The 17,037-nt window shown below is 46.5% G+C and carries 19 protein-coding genes and 4 tRNA genes; 1 reads left to right on the top strand and 22 read right to left on the bottom strand.

From position 1 onward, the window contains the following. Nucleotides 1-69: 69 nt before the first annotated feature. The 15 genes from rpoB to HNQ92_RS14595 all read right to left on the bottom strand — a co-directional run bounded on the left by rpoB (nucleotide 70) and on the right by HNQ92_RS14595 (nucleotide 11,943). Nucleotides 70-3,930 carry a DNA-directed RNA polymerase subunit beta gene (gene rpoB, locus HNQ92_RS14665; protein WP_184174802.1) on the bottom strand — a complete coding sequence of 1,287 codons (3,861 nt, stop codon included), beginning with the start codon at nucleotides 3,928-3,930 and terminating at the stop codon, nucleotides 70-72. 395 nt (nucleotides 3,931-4,325) lie between these two features. Further along, a complete protein-coding gene (gene rplL / locus HNQ92_RS14660; protein ID WP_184174801.1) occupies nucleotides 4,326-4,706 on the bottom strand; it encodes a 50S ribosomal protein L7/L12 in 381 nt (126 codons plus the stop codon). A gap of 102 nt (nucleotides 4,707-4,808) precedes the next feature. Continuing rightward, entirely contained in the window at nucleotides 4,809-5,342 is a 534-nt protein-coding gene (rplJ, locus tag HNQ92_RS14655; protein ID WP_184174800.1) for a 50S ribosomal protein L10, read from the bottom strand. A 1-nt stretch (nucleotide 5,343) separates the two neighbouring features. Then, on the bottom strand, nucleotides 5,344-6,042 hold the full coding sequence (rplA, locus tag HNQ92_RS14650) for a 50S ribosomal protein L1 (protein ID WP_184174799.1): 699 nt from the start codon (nucleotides 6,040-6,042) through the stop codon (nucleotides 5,344-5,346). A 34-nt stretch (nucleotides 6,043-6,076) separates the two neighbouring features. Continuing rightward, complete coding sequence (gene rplK / locus HNQ92_RS14645) at nucleotides 6,077-6,526, bottom strand: 50S ribosomal protein L11 (RefSeq protein ID WP_184174798.1); 450 nt, start codon at nucleotides 6,524-6,526, stop codon at nucleotides 6,077-6,079. 77 nt (nucleotides 6,527-6,603) lie between these two features. Then, nucleotides 6,604-7,158, bottom strand: a complete 555-nt coding sequence (gene nusG, locus HNQ92_RS14640) for a transcription termination/antitermination protein NusG (RefSeq protein ID WP_184174797.1) — start codon at nucleotides 7,156-7,158, stop codon at nucleotides 6,604-6,606. Between the two features lie 36 nt (nucleotides 7,159-7,194). Beyond that, entirely contained in the window at nucleotides 7,195-7,386 is a 192-nt protein-coding gene (secE, locus tag HNQ92_RS14635; protein ID WP_184174796.1) for a preprotein translocase subunit SecE, read from the bottom strand. A 19-nt stretch (nucleotides 7,387-7,405) separates the two neighbouring features. Further along, nucleotides 7,406-7,476 (bottom strand) — tRNA-Trp (locus tag HNQ92_RS14630). 104 nt (nucleotides 7,477-7,580) lie between these two features. Continuing rightward, on the bottom strand, nucleotides 7,581-8,768 hold the full coding sequence (gene tuf / locus HNQ92_RS14625) for an elongation factor Tu (RefSeq protein ID WP_184174795.1): 1,188 nt from the start codon (nucleotides 8,766-8,768) through the stop codon (nucleotides 7,581-7,583). Nucleotides 8,769-8,931: 163 nt separating this feature from the next. Beyond that, nucleotides 8,932-9,003 (bottom strand) — tRNA-Thr (locus HNQ92_RS14620). A gap of 95 nt (nucleotides 9,004-9,098) precedes the next feature. Further along, nucleotides 9,099-9,171 (bottom strand) — tRNA-Gly (locus HNQ92_RS14615). A 5-nt stretch (nucleotides 9,172-9,176) separates the two neighbouring features. Next, a tRNA-Tyr gene (locus HNQ92_RS14610) sits at nucleotides 9,177-9,262 on the bottom strand. 168 nt (nucleotides 9,263-9,430) lie between these two features. After that, nucleotides 9,431-10,555, bottom strand: a complete 1,125-nt coding sequence (locus tag HNQ92_RS14605) for a hypothetical protein (RefSeq protein ID WP_184174794.1) — start codon at nucleotides 10,553-10,555, stop codon at nucleotides 9,431-9,433. Between the two features lie 13 nt (nucleotides 10,556-10,568). Next, nucleotides 10,569-11,372, bottom strand: a complete 804-nt coding sequence (locus HNQ92_RS14600) for a hypothetical protein (RefSeq protein WP_184174793.1) — start codon at nucleotides 11,370-11,372, stop codon at nucleotides 10,569-10,571. Further along, nucleotides 11,353-11,943, bottom strand: coding sequence for an RNA polymerase sigma factor (locus HNQ92_RS14595; protein WP_184174792.1), 591 nt, complete (start codon nucleotides 11,941-11,943; stop codon nucleotides 11,353-11,355). The genes HNQ92_RS14600 and HNQ92_RS14595 overlap by 20 nt, the downstream gene beginning before the upstream one ends. Before the next feature lie 97 nt (nucleotides 11,944-12,040). On the opposite strand from HNQ92_RS14595, the gene murI reads away from it, so the two are divergent. After that, nucleotides 12,041-12,850 carry a glutamate racemase gene (gene murI / locus HNQ92_RS14590; protein ID WP_184174791.1) on the top strand — a complete coding sequence of 270 codons (810 nt, stop codon included), beginning with the start codon at nucleotides 12,041-12,043 and terminating at the stop codon, nucleotides 12,848-12,850. Nucleotides 12,851-12,916: 66 nt separating this feature from the next. On the opposite strand, the gene HNQ92_RS14585 is transcribed toward murI, so the two are convergent. From HNQ92_RS14585 to cyoE, 7 genes are read right to left on the bottom strand one after another with little or no spacing between them, the layout of a single operon-like run. Continuing rightward, on the bottom strand, nucleotides 12,917-13,201 hold the full coding sequence (locus HNQ92_RS14585) for a hypothetical protein (RefSeq protein ID WP_184174790.1): 285 nt from the start codon (nucleotides 13,199-13,201) through the stop codon (nucleotides 12,917-12,919). Continuing rightward, the gene (locus tag HNQ92_RS14580; RefSeq protein WP_184174789.1) at nucleotides 13,198-13,737 is read right to left on the bottom strand and encodes a DUF420 domain-containing protein; all 540 of its coding nucleotides are present in this window, start codon (nucleotides 13,735-13,737) and stop codon (nucleotides 13,198-13,200) included. Before HNQ92_RS14580 ends, HNQ92_RS14585 begins: the two co-directional genes overlap by 4 nt. A gap of 3 nt (nucleotides 13,738-13,740) precedes the next feature. Continuing rightward, entirely contained in the window at nucleotides 13,741-14,382 is a 642-nt protein-coding gene (locus HNQ92_RS14575) for a thioredoxin domain-containing protein (protein ID WP_184174788.1), read from the bottom strand. A gap of 6 nt (nucleotides 14,383-14,388) precedes the next feature. Further along, nucleotides 14,389-14,703, bottom strand: a complete 315-nt coding sequence (locus HNQ92_RS14570; RefSeq protein ID WP_184174787.1) for a cytochrome C oxidase subunit IV family protein — start codon at nucleotides 14,701-14,703, stop codon at nucleotides 14,389-14,391. A gap of 33 nt (nucleotides 14,704-14,736) precedes the next feature. Beyond that, the gene (locus HNQ92_RS14565; protein WP_184174786.1) at nucleotides 14,737-15,507 is read right to left on the bottom strand and encodes a cytochrome c oxidase subunit 3; all 771 of its coding nucleotides are present in this window, start codon (nucleotides 15,505-15,507) and stop codon (nucleotides 14,737-14,739) included. A 19-nt stretch (nucleotides 15,508-15,526) separates the two neighbouring features. Then, the gene (locus tag HNQ92_RS14560; RefSeq protein ID WP_246440186.1) at nucleotides 15,527-16,111 is read right to left on the bottom strand and encodes a cytochrome c oxidase subunit 3; all 585 of its coding nucleotides are present in this window, start codon (nucleotides 16,109-16,111) and stop codon (nucleotides 15,527-15,529) included. Between the two features lie 13 nt (nucleotides 16,112-16,124). Then, nucleotides 16,125-17,018, bottom strand: coding sequence for a heme o synthase (cyoE, locus tag HNQ92_RS14555; RefSeq protein WP_184174785.1), 894 nt, complete (start codon nucleotides 17,016-17,018; stop codon nucleotides 16,125-16,127). Nucleotides 17,019-17,037 lie beyond the last annotated feature (19 nt).

Below are 17,037 nucleotides of genomic sequence, written 5' to 3'. Positions count from 1 at the left end.
GAGTCAATAGTCCCTGGTATTAATAGTTCGGAAGTAGTGCTAACCTCTCCCGGACCATTGATTATACTTTTAATCCAGCGTAATTTCCAGCGCCAGTCCACGTAGTTCGTGCACCAATACGTTGAATGATTCCGGGATATTGGGTTTCGGCAGGTTTTCCCCTTTCACGATCGCTTCGTAGGCTTTGGCACGACCTACTACGTCATCGGATTTTACGGTCAGGATTTCCTGCAGAATGTGCGAGGCTCCGAAAGCTTCAAGCGCCCACACTTCCATCTCGCCAAAACGCTGTCCCCCAAACTGGGCTTTACCCCCTAGTGGCTGCTGCGTAATGAGCGAGTAGGGACCGATGGACCGCGCATGCATTTTGTCATCGACCAAGTGGCCCAGCTTCATCATGTAGATAAGCCCTACTGTCACGGGTTGGTCAAACTGCTCACCTGATAAACCATTGTAGAGGTAGGTACGCCCCCAATCGGGTAGCCCGGCTTCTTTCAACTCGGCTTCTACTTCGGCTTCGGTAGCTCCGTCAAAGATAGGCGTAGCGTAGCGACGGCCTAATTTCAGACCGGCCCAAGCCAAAATGGTCTCGTAAATCTGACCAATGTTCATCCGCGAAGGTACCCCTAGAGGGTTCAACACAATGTCAACCGGCGTTCCATCTTCCAGGAAGGGCATGTCTTCATCCCGCACAATCCGGGCTACGACCCCTTTATTTCCGTGGCGGCCAGCCATTTTATCTCCTACCTTCAGCTTCCGCTTCTTGGCTATGTATACTTTGGCCAGCTTGACGATTCCCGCCGGTAGTTCATCACCTACTTCCAGGGCAAAGCGATCGCGTTTAAAACGCCCCATTACTTCACTGCGACGATTTAAGTAATTACGTACCGCCCTAGAAACCAGCCGATTCAGGTGATCATCGTCTGTCCAGGCATCCGTAAGAACATCCCCAATCAGGTTTACTTCTTCAGGAACGGAATACTGGCTTTCATCCCGGTAAGGGTTAGCAGCGGGGAATAGATTTTCGCTGATATTGCGACGGTTAAATTTAACACCCTTGCTAACCAGCTCATCGCCAAACTTATGCTTAACTCCTTTGCTCGTTTTGCCATCCAACAACTCTACCAATTTATCGATAATCCGGTCGCGTAGCATCGTCAAGTCCCGACCGTACCTTTTTAGTAGGGTCTTCAGCTCATCTTTATGCTTAGCCCGCTCTTCTTTGGTTGGCCGCGAGAATAGCTTGGTATCAATCACAACTCCCTTCATGGAGGGAGGTGCTTTCTTGGAGGCGTCTTTTACATCACCCGCTTTATCACCAAAAATAGCTCGCAGAAGTTTTTCTTCTGGTGTAGGATCTGATTCTCCTTTCGGCGTAATCTTACCGATCAGGATATCGCCTTCCTTCACTTCGGTTCCGATTCGTACAATACCGTTTTCATCCAGATTACGGACCGTTTCTTCACTTACGTTCGGAATTTCAGCCGTTAGCTCTTCTTCTCCGCGCTTGGTATCACGTACTTCAAGCTCAAACTCCTCAATGTGAATGGACGTGAAAATGTCTTCCCGAACTACTTTTTCCGAAATAACAATGGCATCTTCAAAATTGTATCCCTGCCAGGGCATGAAAGCGACCATCATGTTTCGGCCCAGGGCCAGTTCGCCGCCTTCGGTACCATATCCCTGGCACAGTGCTTCGCCTTTCTTTACCTTTTGTCCTTTAAGGACCATCGGTTGCAGGTTTAAGCAGGTATCTTGGTTGGTTCGACGAAACTTCACCAGATCATACGAAATGCAGTCGTCATCGAAGCTTACCAAGCGATCTTCATCGGTACGTTCGTAGCGTACTATAATTTTAGAAGCATCTACGTAGTCAATCACTCCGTCTCCTTCCGCTACTACCAGCGCCCGGGAATCCATGGCTACGCGTTGTTCCAAGCCGGTTCCAACGATGGGAGCCTGGGGACGCAATAAAGGAACGGCCTGCCGTTGCATGTTGGAGCCCATCAGCGCCCGGTTGGCATCATCATGTTCCAGGAAAGGAATCAGCGAGGCCGCTACGGATACAATCTGGTTGGCGGCAATGTCCATAAAGGAAGCCTGAGCCGGATCAACCATGGGGAAATCTCCCTCAAAACGAGTCTTAATTTTATCAACGGTGAAGTTTCCTCCTGTATCAACCGAAGCATTCGCTTGGGCAATGTACTTGGAGTCTTCTTCCTCCGCCGTCATATAAATAATCTCTTTAGTTAGTTTGCCGTTGTTGTCAATAATCCGGTAGGGAGTTTCGATAAAGCCCATTCCGTTGACCTTGGCAAACACACAAAGGGAAGAAATCAAACCAATGTTAGGTCCTTCCGGCGTTTCAATGGTACACAAGCGCCCGTAGTGGGTATAGTGTACGTCACGTACCTCAAATCCGGCCCGCTCGCGGGATAGCCCTCCCGGACCCAGTGCCGACATACGTCGTTTGTGGGTAATTTCGGCCAGCGGGTTCGTCTGGTCCATGAATTGCGAGAGCTGATTCGTACCAAAAAACGAGTTGATAACCGACGACAACGTACGAGCGTTGATCAAATCTACCGGCTTAAAGTCCTCGTTATCGCGCACATTCATTCGCTCTTTAATGGTACGAGCCATCCGGGCCAAGCCTACTCCAAACTGCGCGTACAACTGCTCACCAACGGTACGTACCCGCCGATTAGACAGGTGATCAATATCATCTACTACGGCTTTGGCATTAATAAGTCCAATAAGGTACTTTACAATGGAAACAATATCGCCCGTAGTAAGTACCCGTACATCCAGGCTGGTATCGGATCCCAGCTTCTTATTGATCCGGTAACGTCCTACATCACCCAAATCATAGCGCTTATCACTAAAGAACAAGCTTTGAATGACTTCACGAGCGGTTTGCTCATCCGGCGCTTCGGCGTTACGTAGCTGACGGTAGATCTGCTCAACCGCTTCTTTGTCGGAGTTAGAGCTGTCTTTTTGTAGCGTATTGTAGATAATGTTATAGTCAGCAACGTTCATATCTTCTTTATGAAGAATAACTGACTTTTGGCCTGATTCTACAATAATCTGTATATCATCCGTAGTAATAACGGAGTCACGCTCTAAAAGTACTTCGTTACGTTGAATAGACACAACTTCACCCGTGTCTTCGTCCACAAAGTCTTCAGTCCAGGTACGCAGTACCCGAGCGGCCAAGCGGCGCCCTACGGCTTTCTTCAAGTTAGCCGGGGTAGCCGAGATCTCTTCCGATAAGCCAAACAGGTCCAAAATATCTTTATCAGAACCAAAGCCAATGGCACGAAGTAGGGTCGTAACCGGAAATTTCTTTTTCCGGTCGATGTATGCATACATGACATTATTGACATCGGTCGAGAATTCAATCCAGGAACCTTTGAAAGGGATAATCCGGGCCGAATAAAGCTTAGATCCGTTTGTATGCTTGCTCATCGAGAAGAACACCCCTGGTGAGCGGTGTAGCTGCGAAACAATGACGCGTTCAGCTCCGTTAATAACAAACGAACCCTTATCGGTCATGTACGGAATATTTCCTAGAAATACCTCCTGCTCGATGGTTTCAAACTCCTCGTGATCAGGATCGTTACAGATTAAACGTAGCTTTGCTTTCAGCGGAACAGCATACGTTAAACCCCGGTCAATCGACTCATCAACGGAGTATTTAGGTGGCTCAAGAAGGTAGTCGACAAATTCAAGTACAAAATTGTCACGAGAGTCGGCAATGGGAAAGTTTTCGGCGAAAACTTTGTAAAGTCCTTCCCCCGACCTATTTTCGGCAGAGGTATCCAGACTAAAAAAGTCTCGGAAAGACTGTACTTGGATACCCAGTAGATCAGGATAATCGATAACTGGGTTAATCCTTGAGAAATTTTTTCTGAGAGTTGTTTTGGTAGCCAAGGCTAAATTGTTTTGGGTTAATAGAACAAAAAACGGAGCGTTGGTACAATACGTGGTAACGCACAAACGCACTAATTAGTGTAAAACCGCCAACGAACGCCTCGTAGATTCAATACAGAAACAAGCCCCTTTTCTTCTTGCCTACGAGTAAAGAAGTGTTTCGGGCTATATTTCCAAATGTATTTGTGAAGAAATGGGAAAAACACAGAGTAGAGTTTGCTGTTGTTCTTATCAGCGGATTTAGCATAAAGATTAAATGTACCGCTTATAGTCAGACTGGTATAACACCGTCTGGTACAAATAAGTTTATTTCCTGTAGATAAGTTCCAAAACAGGAAAAGACCTGACGTTAGCCAGGCCCATTCCCGTTCTGTCAAGACAGATAAGGCAAAGAATTATTTTACTTCTACCTCAGCACCTGCCTCTTCCAATTGCTTTTTAAGCGCATCGGCTTCATCCTTAGCTACACCTTCTTTGATAGGCTTGGGTGCGCCATCTACTAATTCTTTAGCTTCTTTCAGGCCAAGTCCGGTAAGGTCTTTTACCAGTTTAACTACTGCTAGTTTGCTGGCGCCTGCCGCTTTAAGGATAACATCGAAAGACGTTTGCTCTTCAGCAACAGGAGCATCTCCGCCAGCAGCAGGACCTGCTACCATCACTGCACCAGCAGCCGCGGGCTCAATACCGTATTCGTCTTTCAGAATTGCAGCCAATTCGTTCACTTCTTTAACCGTCAGGTTAACAAGCTGCTCTGCGAAAGCTTTCAAATCTGCCATTTTTTATTCTTGATTAAGTGATTGTACAAAAGTTGAATTTTTATCTTTTGGCTTTAAAGTTAGTCCCATTGGCAGCCACCTTCAACGGGTACCTTCGTTCGATTAGGACTCCTTCTCGGACAATGTTTTAAGAATGCCGGCCAGTTTATTACCACCACTTTGCAGGGCAGAAAGAACATTTTTGGCGGGAGATTGTAGCAAGCCAATGATCTCCCCGATCATTTCGTCCTTCGATTTGAGCGAGATCAGCGTTTCTAGCTGACTCTCCCCAATAAAGAGCGAGTAATCAACCGAAGCACCTTTGAACTTAAGCTTATCGTTACCCGCTTTTTTACGAAACTCCTTAATCAGCTGAGCTGGTACTTTCCCTGACTCCGGATGAAACATAATACCCGAAAATCCTTTCAGTACTTCGCTCTCGAAGGGAGTGTAGTCGGTATCGAGTGTCTCGAGGGCTTTTTTAATAAGCGTATTCTTAACAACGCGATATTCCACGCCACGGTCAAAACATTGACGACGGAGCTGATTTACTTCACTTACAGACATGCCAGCGGCACTTGTAATGAAGAAGTAAGGGGTCGTAGAGAACTTTTGACTCAGTTCATCTATTATAACTTCTTTCTCTTCCCGTGTCATGTTATATTCCAGTAATCGTGTTTTTGTCAATAGACACACTCGGGCTCATCGTGCTTGATAAGTGAATGCTCTTTACATACGTACCTTTGGCTGATGAAGGCTTCAGACGGACCAACGTATTGATCACTTCCTGAGCATTCTGTACCAGTTTATCGGATTCGAAGGAAACTTTGCCCACACTCGTGTGGATGATCCCAAATTTGTCTACTTTGAAATCAATTTTACCAGCTTTTACTTCTTTTACCGCTTTGGCAACATCGGTGGTAACCGTACCCGACTTAGGGTTAGGCATTAGTCCCCGAGGACCGAGGATTTTACCCAGCTTACCTACTTTGGCCATTACACTCGGCATCGTGATAATTACGTCGATGTCCGTCCAGCCCTGTTCAATCTTTTGAATGAACTCGTCCAGGCCCGCATAATCGGCGCCGGCCTCTTTCGCTTCCGCTTCTTTATCAGGCGTACACAGCACCAGTACTCTTACTTCCTTCCCTGTACCATGTGGTAAGGTAACTACCCCGCGTACCATTTGATCAGCTTTCCGAGGATCCACGCCCAAACGAACGTCAATATCTACGGATGAATCAAATTTGGTATTCGAGACCGTTTTCAGAACGTCAGCAGCCTGTTGCAGGGAATACGCCTGCGTAGCGTCAAATTTCGAAAGAGCCTCTTTTCTCTTTTTCGTCAATTTTCCCATGTTCTTTGTTTCTTAGGTGTAGTCTTAACTACACTCAGTTGTTTTCTTCCCACGGGGCTTTGCCAGCAACGGTAATACCCATACTACGAGCCGTACCCGCTATCATTTTCATAGCCGAATCTACGGTAAAGCAGTTCAGGTCCGGCATTTTGGTTTCAGCGATCTGACGAACCTGATCCCATGAGACAGACCCCACTTTGGTACGGTTCGGCTGTGCTGAACCTTTCTTTACCTTAGATGCTTCCATTAATAAGATGGCAGCGGGAGGGGTTTTAATAACAAAGTCAAATGACTTGTCTTTGTAATACGTAATAACTACCGGCAGAACCATACCCATTTTGTCTTGGGTACGCCCATTAAACTGCTTGCAAAACTCCATGATATTCAAACCCTTGGAACCTAATGCAGGACCAATGGGGGGCGAAGGATTGGCCTGGCCACCCTTCACTTGGAGTTTAACGTATCCAGTTATTTCTTTTGCCATTGTTTTGGTTGTTGTCGGTTAGATGATGATAGTAACGGCTCACTTGCAGGGGGAAGCACTCCTGCCCGTTCACACCCTCAACTTTCCTTTTCTACTTGTGCGTAACTGAGTTCAACGGGGGTACTGCGCCCGAATATTTTTACAACTACATTGAGTTTTTTCTTCTCGTCAAATACCTCCTCTACGGTGCCAATAAAGCCACTGAAGGGGCCATCTACTACCTTTACACTCTCTCCTTTTAGGAAGGACATGCTAGGCGTTTCTTCTTCCTGCGCAGCTTCATCTACCCGGCCCAGAATCCGGTTGATTTCCGACTGGCGCAATGGAACGGGTACTTTTGAATTTCCTTCGGAATTTCCTAAAAAGCCAATAACACCAGGAATACTAGTAATAATGTGTAGTACTTCTCCTTTGGATAGGTCGGCAGATATGATGATGTAGCCAGGAAAAAAGTTTTTCTCCCGAACGCGCTTCTTTCCGTTGCGCATTTCATATACCTTTTCCGCAGGAATCAGAATTTGAGGAACATACTCATCGAGCTTTTGACGAACTATCTCGTTCTCAATGTAGGTCTTGATCTTCTTTTCCTGACCGGATACCGCTCTAAGTACATACCAATTAACACCACTCATGCCATTCTGGGGGTTTCGGATACCCGAATAGGTACCTTAGAAAGTCTGATAAAATAGGTTGAGTGCGTTTTCGAAAACAAAATCCATCGCACCTACAACAAAGGCAAAAATAAGGGAGCCTACCAAAACCAGCGTTGTATTGGACTGGAGCTCGCTAAAAGGCGGCCACGTTACGTGCTGGGTAATCTCTTCCCAGGAAGCCTTTAAAAATGAGATGAATTTTTCCATTTTCTTTTTTAACACTGAGCACGGGTGGAGAGATTCGAACTCCCATCAACGGTTTTGGAGACCGCTATTCTACCCTTGAACTACACCCGTATTTTTAGTAAATCGTTCTTTCGGGCTGCAAAGATACTGATTTTCTATAAAAAACAAGTGCATTCCCTTAAGAAATGCACTTGTTTTTGTATTGCCTTTTGCTGTTAGTCAAGAATTTCCGTTACCTGACCGGCACCCACGGTACGTCCACCTTCACGGATAGCGAAACGTAGACCTTTTTCCATGGCAATCTTGTTGATCAGTTTTACCTCAATAGTGATGTTATCACCAGGCATAACCATTTCAACGTTGGCAGGAAGGCTAATTTCACCCGTTACATCCGTGGTACGGAAGTAGAACTGAGGGCGGTACTTGTTAAAGAAAGGCGTGTGACGGCCTCCTTCTTCTTTGGAAAGTACGTACACCTCTGCTTTGAAGTGAGCGTGGGGCTTCACGGAACCAGGCTTACAGATTACCATACCGCGGCGGATATCTTCCTTATCAATACCACGGAGTAGCAGACCTACGTTGTCACCAGCTTCACCACGGTCAAGGATTTTACGGAACATCTCAACCCCTGTTACTACAGATTTGAGGTTCTCAGCACCCATTCCCAGGATTTCAACCGGCTCACCGGAGTTGATTACGCCACGCTCGATACGACCCGTTGCTACCGTACCACGACCCGTGATCGAGAATACGTCTTCTACAGGCATCAGGAACGGAAGCTCGGTCATACGAGGAGGAATGGGGATGAAGCTATCGACAGCATCCATCAGATCCTCTACGGTTTTAACCCATTTTGCTTCGCCATTCAAAGCACCCAACGCTGAGCCTTGGATTACAGGAATGTTATCGCCGTCAAATTCATAGAAGCTCAATAGTTCACGGATTTCCATTTCCACGAGCTCAAGAAGCTCAGGATCATCCACCATGTCCACTTTATTCATGAATACTACCAGCTGAGGTACCCCTACCTGACGGGCCAGCAGAATGTGCTCACGCGTTTGCGGCATAGGACCATCCGTAGCGGCTACTACAATAATTGCTCCGTCCATCTGGGCAGCACCCGTAACCATGTTTTTTACATAGTCAGCGTGACCTGGACAGTCAACGTGTGCGTAGTGGCGGTTGGCAGTTTGGTATTCTACGTGCGAAGTGTTGATTGTAATACCACGCTCTTTCTCTTCGGGAGCGTTGTCAATCGACGAGAAGTCACGCTTTTGTGCATAACCTTTATCTGCCAATACGGTTGTGATCGCAGCCGTCAGGGTAGTTTTACCGTGGTCAACGTGCCCGATAGTACCAATATTCACGTGCGGTTTTGAGCGGTCAAACGTCTCTTTTGCCATGTTGTATGTACGCTTAGAATTTGAATTAATTACTAATTTTATTACTTATTGCTGATCTATTGCCTGGAAAAGTCAATATGCCCTCTCAATAAGGGCCCTCCTTACTCTTTTCCAAAATTCATCGGACTCCTACCTGTAAGAACTACCTTTTTTCATTACAATGAGCCGTTGAGGGGATTTGAACCCCTGACCTCTTCCTTACCAAGGAAGTGCTCTACCCCTGAGCTACAACGGCGTTAAACGCTTATAACAACCAAAAAGCGGTCGACGAAAACAGCTCCTATTGCCAAGAATAATTTTCGTCAATCGCTTGTCGGTAGTAAACGAATGAGCGGGAGACGAGGTTCGAACTCGCGACCTATAGCTTGGAAGGCTATCGCTCTACCAACTGAGCTACTCCCGCGTACTTGGTGGGGGCGGATGGATTCGAACCACCGAAGACGTACGTCAGCAGATTTACAGTCTGCCCCATTTGGCCACTCTGGTACACCCCCTTTTCGTATTTCAAATCATCCGTGAATGCCGTCTCATTCACTTCGGAGTGCAAAATTATACGCTTTTCTACTATTGTCAAATTCTTTTTCAAAAATTATCGTAAAAAATAAATGGTCCTGGGCTATTTGTCTCCCAAGACCATTTATTAAAAAAAGCAAAGGTACTTTTTACAAGCGAATGCCAAAGCTGATCATACGCACAGCGGGGCCACGATTCTCTTCAAAGAGGTTGTTCATATCATACTGTACGAACAAGTCGGGGAAGTTGCGTATACCAAGTTCGAGAGCGGCTCCGTAGCGGAAGTCTTCAAAATAGTAGTTGGCCCGGTTGTGATCCTTCTTCCCGTTGGAAGCCAATTTGGTTTTGGTATAACCCCCAAGCCGATACCCTCCGTACACACCAGCGCTGATGTAGGAGATGGCCGCTTTGGGAAAACTAACGGTAGGCATGAGGGAAAGATTGACGTAGGGAACGGTCAATTTACTTTTCCGAAGATCTACTACTGTTCCTTCGGCATTCAGGATCGGCTCAAAAGCTAGCTGTGACGCTCCTTTTACTACCGTGTTGTTTCCATCAAACATGAGGTTGTACCAGGAGAAGTCCAGCCCGAAATCCAGGTGCAAACCCGCCGATTTTCCCCGGGCAATGCTTGCGCTTCGTATCAAGCCCAGGCTTACAAAACGCGAGCCAAAGGGGCGCAGATCGTAATCGGCGGTATTATATCCCATGGGTTGGTTTTCGCCGTAGGCGTTTAATCCTAAGTTCAGATTGAACCCTTTGCGGGGACTCGAATAGCGCCGTACCCGGCGAATCCTCGTTACGTGGCCATCTTCGTCGATTTTTATCCCGGACGAGTCTGAGCTGTCTTCGTCACCGCGGCCAATCCGTACACGTTCCTCTCCCTCCTTCACGTCGATGCCCCGGGTACTTATGCTTACTTCCGTATCACCATCCTTGATATGAATGCCTCGTAGTCCGATTCGTACGTGATTCTTGTCGCGGTTGGCCTCTGATTTATCTTTTAGGTAATCCCGTCCATCCAATTCGTCCAGATAGATTTTCGTATCGCCCCCCAGTGTATCCAGGCGAGCCCCCAAATCTTTAAGCAGAGCGTTCAAATCATACTTCATTAGTTTCTCCAATTCCTGACGATCTTCTCCGTAGATAATCAGACGCGTCTTATCACCAAACGTAACGATGATGGAATCTTTTGCGGCCGGCTCGGCCTGGGTGGCGGCTCCTATCAGCAAGCCCAAGGTACCCAGTACTACTTTTTTTAGGATATTTTTCATGGCAATGGTTTGTTTATAGCTTTTCTTTTAGGTTTTGGTACTGTTTTGACACTTTTTCTTCTTCTGATTTAAGGCGAGCATCAGCTCGGGCCACCATTTTTTTAGGATTGATCCCCATCTCTTTCCAATCTACTTCTTCGCCCTCCTTGATATTTTTTAGCTGGCGAAGTACCTTCAGGAAGCGGGACGATTTCTGCGCTTCATCCTCCGACTCAGGTACTTCTACCCGAGCGATTACCGTGCGATTTTCAGGCTTCTCCGGTGTTGGTGCTAAAGCCAGGGTACTTTCTGGACGCTCGGCCGGATGGGTGTTAGGCGGTGTGGAAGTATTTTCTTCTAAGGGGGTAGTGGCTTTCTTATCCAGCTCCGAGTAGGCAATCTCCACGGTGGGATCAAGTACCTGTTTAGCAGGCTCTCGCTCGGCTGTTTTTTGCTTTGTTTCAACGTTAGCCAGTTGATCATGCGAATCGGGAAGCGTAGTAGGGAAACGTCTTAGCTCCTTATTCACAGATTCTTGTGGTACTTCTTCCGTTGGTATTTTCGTCGAGGGTACCTCAGGTACTTGGTGTGTTGCCGGTTTTCTTTTTTCTACCTGGGCCATGGCCGGACCTTGGGTACCCTGTTGGTTTTGCCATACGGCATATCCCGCCAGCATAGCCACTAATACTCCGGCTGCGGCATACCAGTGCCAGCCGCCCAGCCGCCGCTCTTTTTTCTTTTGCGTGGCCTGAATGCGCTCCCAGGCCGCCGAAGAGGGCTTTGGTTCCCACTCGCCCAGCTTACGGGCAAACAGATCATCAACTGGATGCTTTTTCATAGTCTACTTTTTTTTTTGATTCGTTATCCCAAGCGGCTACTAGCTGCTGGAGCATGGTCCGGGCCCGGTGTAGCTGCGACTTGGAGGTACTTTCAGTAATTCCCAAAGCGCTCGCAATTTCGGCGTGTGAGTACCCTTCGATGGCGTACAGGTTAAACACGGTACGGTATCCTACGGGTAGTCTGTCAATGATTTGCAGGAGTTCTTCGGCATTCAAATTTTGATCGGCGTAGCTGTAATCTGCAATACTTTGTGCTTCATCCAGCTCTACATCGTCAAGGAGGCGTTTGCGTTGCCGTAAGTACCCTAGTGCCTCATTAACCATCACGCGTCGTATCCAACCCTCAAAACTTCCTTCGCTCTTAAACTGATCTATTTTGTCAAAAATTTTCATAAAACCTTCCACCAGGATATCTTCTGCCGTCATCTTATCGCCCACGTAGCGGATGCATAAGCCCAGCATACGGGAGGAGTACTTTTCGTACACCTGCCTTTGCGCCCGGGGGTCCGCTTTTTGGAGCGCCTTGATGAGTTGCGCCTCTTGGTTGAATAATGGTAAAATTCTGCCCATCCTTTGGAGGTAGTTTCAATGACAAGATGCATATTCGCACCCATGAGGTTGCGTGGGTTTTAAACTTTTTTTTATTTCTAGTCCCTTTTGTTCAACTATGCCCAAATCCACAGCACCTATTGGCCTGTTCGACAGCGGGATCGGCGGCATGACCGTCGCGCGTGCAGTCACGCGCCTACTGCCCCGCGAGACCCTGATTTATTTCGGCGACACCGCTCACCTACCCTACGGAGATAAGTCCACGGCTGCCATCCAGGCGTACTCTATTAAGATCTGTAACATGCTGATCCAGCAGCAATGCAAGCTCATCCTGATCGCTTGTAATTCGGCTTCAGCAGCGGCTTTTGAGCTGGTACGGGAATACGTAGGTAGCAAAGCTAAGGTACTTAACGTCATTGATCCCGTGGTAGACTACCTCAGGGAGCGTTACGATGGCCGTACTGTAGGGCTCATTGGTACTAAACAAACGGTACTTTCCAATGTATATAAGAAAAAGATAGATGCTCTGGATCGACACATCACGCTTAAGTCTCTGGCTACACCGCTCCTGGCCCCCATGATCGAAGAAGGTTTTTTTAATAATTCCATTAGTGAAAGCATCATTGCCAGGTACCTGTCAGACCCTGCTTTGGAAGGGATTGAATCCCTTATTCTGGGCTGTACCCATTACCCTTTAATTAAAAAGCAGATTAGCCAATTTTACGGCGACCGCGTAGAGATCCTGGACACTTCCGAAATCGTAGCGCAGTCGCTCAAAGCCTGGCTCGACCAGCATTATTTATGCAATGAGCAAGGAAACGGTGAACGGCAATTTTATGTATCGGACTATACCCTTTCGTTTGAAACTTCCACCGCCCTCTTCTTCGGTAACCAGATTCAGCTTTCACACTATCCGCTCTGGGAATAACAAAGAGGAGACAGAACACAACGTTTCTGCCTCCTCTTCTACCTGCTAATATATACGGTAAAAGTACTACGCATCCAGTGCGCGCCGCACCCGCGCGCTCAATAGCTGTCGCTCTTCCTGGGCCTTCTTGCTATTGCGGTACCATAGGTAAGCAATCACCGCGACGATCAGATAGGGCATCACAAAAAGGTACATAATACCCGTATTCAGTCCTACGCCTACGTTGTTTCGCCCATTGCCCATGGAACTCTCCACCGATCCCCGGCACATAGCACACTGGGCCCAGCTGGTTGCGGCAAATAGTAAAATAACAACCAAGGTACTTCCTGCCTTTATTAAGATATTTTTCATGAATAATAAGGGCTGATTAGTAAATAAACGATTACACCCGTAACACTAACATATAACCAAATAGGATAGGCCCATTTTACTACCTTCCGGTGCGCTTCGAGCTGACCACTGTAGGCAAAGTAAACAGCTCGTAAAACAAACCACACAACGCCAATGGACAGCACAATGTGGGATATTAAAAGAAAATAGTAAACCGGCCGAATAAAGCCAGTGCCACCAAAGGGCGTTGACTCATTGGATAAGTGATACAATACATAAAATACCAGAAACAGAGACCCCATAGCAAAGGCTCCGGTCATGGAGCGGCGGTGGGCAGCTATGTTTCTTTGTTTAATGAAATAGAAGCCCGCCAGTAATAATAAGGTCGTTACTGAATTGATGGCTCCGTTGATATGGGGTAACACTTTGGTCCACGCGCCCAAGTCCACCTTCTGTCTAATCCCGAGCAAAACCGCCACCACCAACGGGATCAGGATGGCCACTACGTTAATGAGCCGGTTGTACTTTTGGCTCTTTTCCAGATACAAGGTCTCCATAAGCTATTTTGGCAACGAACTGCCGTAGTCCAGTATTTTAATCTCTACCATCAGGCGATCTACGTCTTCGGGGTTCAGGGCATCGTAGTACCCCCGTATGTACCCCTGGGGGTCTATAAGTACTAACCGACTTGTTAAAGGAATAGTTTGGTTGGTGGAAGGGCTTTCGTTCAGTTTAAAAATACGTTCAGCGCTCATCTCATCCTCATTTTGGACCAGCCATCCTTGCGCTTTATAGCCAGTCATTATCTGCTGGGTACTGCTATCCACTTCGGCGGGTAGTATAGTCAGGACACGCAGATTATCTATGGTACTTGCCAGAGTACTTACGCGTTGTACTTGGGCCAATACTTTTTGACAAGTACCTTCATCACATCCCGAAGTCGTATGAGCTACTATCACTTTTCCGTTTAGGCTTTTTTCGTCAATGGCCTGCCCGTCCACCGTCTGAAGCGTAAAATTTGACACCCGGTAGTAGAGCGTATCTTCCCCTGCTTTGCTTACCTCCCCAGTGCGCGGGTCCGTCAGCGGAAAATAGTAGGGTAAATCAAAGTGGTTTGTTCCAAAAAGCTTAAGGAATAAAAAAACTAAAACCGGGACTACCAATACGATGATCAGTAACCCGGCTTTACGAAATGCATTCATGATGGATTACCTAACGGCAAAAATAGAACCACCTTCCCAGATCAAGGCGATGAGTAGCCATACTACAAAAATGCAAGGTAGCAAAATGGACCAGATCAACGATTTTACCTCGTGTTTTAAGTGCATGAACTCGCCCACAATGTAAAAAGCCTTCACGATTGTTAAACCAATAAAGATAGAAACCTTTAACAGTCCTGCGTGTAACGTAAAGGCGATCAAGAATTCCAGAGCGGTTACGCCCGAAAGGATCCAGAAGGTCCGCCAAATCTTCTTACGTTGCTCAGAGCCGTCGGTTTGTTCGTGTACGTGTATATTAGCCATGACAAAAAATCGTATGATACTTAGTGATAACGATTAAACTAGATAGAAAAAGGTAAAGACAAATACCCATACCAGATCTACAAAGTGCCAGTAGAGTCCCACTTTCTCTACCATTTCGTAGTGTCCTCGGCGATCGTAGAAGCCCGTTGATGCGCGATAGAAAATCAAAATATTCAATAAGACACCACTAAAAACGTGAGTCCCGTGAAAACCCGTAATGAAAAAGAAGAAGTCAGCGAATGCCGGAGGGCCGTACTGATTTTCGGTTAAATTGGCCCCAAAAATAGTTCGCTCTACCCATTCTCCATTCACAATTTCAGTGATGACAGACCCTGACTCCGTGCCGTGGATAAAGTGTGCCCACTCCCAAGCCTGGCATCCTAGGAAAGTAAATCCGCCCAAGATTGTCCACAGCATGTACTTTTCAACGGCCGCGCGGTCCATGCGGTGCCCGGCTTCCACGGCAAGTACCATGGTTACGCTACTCAGGATCAGAATGAACGTCATGATGCCCACAAACACCAGCGGTAGCTCCACCCCGTGTAAGAAAGGAACCGCCTCATAAACTTTTTCAGGAATGGGCCAGTAAATGTTTGAAAATGTAAAGTCGGCTACCTCGCCGGAATAAGCCGGATAGCTAAATCGGACCAATCCGTAAGAAACCAGCAAGGCCGAAAAAGTGAAGGTATCTGATATGAGGAAAAACCACATCATCAGCTTTCCGTAACTAACCTTCATGGGTGAAATGCCACCCAGCCACATTTTAGGTTCTACCGTGCCTGTTGTCGTTGCAGTTGTAGCCATTTGGTAACTCGATTGTCAATTAATTAAAAGTCAATAAAAAGAAAAATAGATAGAGCCAAAGTACATCCAGAAAGTGCCAATAGGTGGTACAGATTTCCATTTGGCGCAAGCTTTTAGCGTGTACTTTCATGCGAAACGCTGCCACCAAGGCATAAAGAAGTACCAGTAGCCCGCTTATAAGATGGAATCCGTGTAAACCGGTAAACACATAAAAGAATGATCCCGATGGGTTGCCTACAAAGTACACCTTCATAGCTACCAGCTCCTTCCAGCCCTGGAATTGCATCCAAAGGAATGCCATGCCAAGTACAAAAGTAATAGAAATTGCAATTTTCAGGTTGGCAAAATTATCTTTTTTTGCTGAATAGTAAGCCCATTGCATGAAAAGACTACTCAGAAAAAGCACGACGGTGCTGTAAGAGAAAATAACGGGGATCTGGTATTCAAGCCAGTTACCCTCGGCTCGACGCACCAGGTAGGCACTGGTTTGGGAAGCAAAAAGCATCACAATACTAACAATGAACAGCCAAAGAATAAACTTCTTTGGATCCATAGACAAGGTTTCTTCGGGTTGCCGTTGCGTTAGAGGCTGAGCAGTATTCATATCTTAATTTTAATTAAAGCTTATCGAGTAAAAAGGCTATCTGAACGATAGGCAGATATATAAATGATCCAAACATCAGTTGAAGAGCCGTACGATCAGTACATGTACGCATCAAATGAAAGGTTTGTGCTAGAAAGAGCACACCAAATACCGTAGCGACAAAAGCCGAATTGATACCTGTCATACCTAGCTTATAGGGTAACCATCCTACGGGTATCAGAAACAGCGTATAGATCATTATCTGAATCGTAGTATGAATATCCTTACCACCCGCTGAGGGAAGTAGTTTGAATCCCGCTTTTTTATAATCATCATCAAGTACCCAGGCAATGGCCCAAAAATGAGGAAATTGCCAAAAAAATTGAATAGCAAACAGGATGCCGGGCTCTAACCCAAAATGATTAGTAGCTGCTACCCAACCGATCATGGGTGGAAAAGCACCGGGAAAAGCACCTACAAAAACGGCAATGGGGCCAACCCGTTTTAATGGTGTATATACAAACCCGTATAAAATGAGTGACAGCAGAGAAAGCAGAGCGGCCCTAAGATTAAAGAATACTAAAAATAGGGTTAATGCCATTACGCCCAGAAAAACAGCCCATATTATAGCTTCGTCCACCGTTAAGCGCTGGCTGGGGAGAGGACGGTTGGCCGTCCTTTTCATCAATTTATCCAGATCCTTTTCAATAACCTGGTTGATGATATTGGCCGCACCCGTAATCCCAATCGCGGCTACAAAAAATAATCCTAAATGGCCCCAGTCCATCACCTTAACGCCTAGGCTATACCCAAAGGCACCTGAGAACGCTACCAGAAAAGCCAGCCTAAACTTTAAAAGCGCAAAGAGTGCTTTTACCTTCTCGCCAACTTTTGTTCCAAAAGATAAATCGTTACTCGCTGAAATCATGTCTAAATTATCAATGACT

The organism is Rhabdobacter roseus, assembly GCF_014202275.1.
Taxonomy (GTDB): Bacteria; Bacteroidota; Bacteroidia; order Cytophagales; family Spirosomataceae; genus Rhabdobacter; species Rhabdobacter roseus.
Note: the sequence above shows the minus strand (reverse complement) of the source record. Positions and strands in the feature narration are given on the sequence as shown.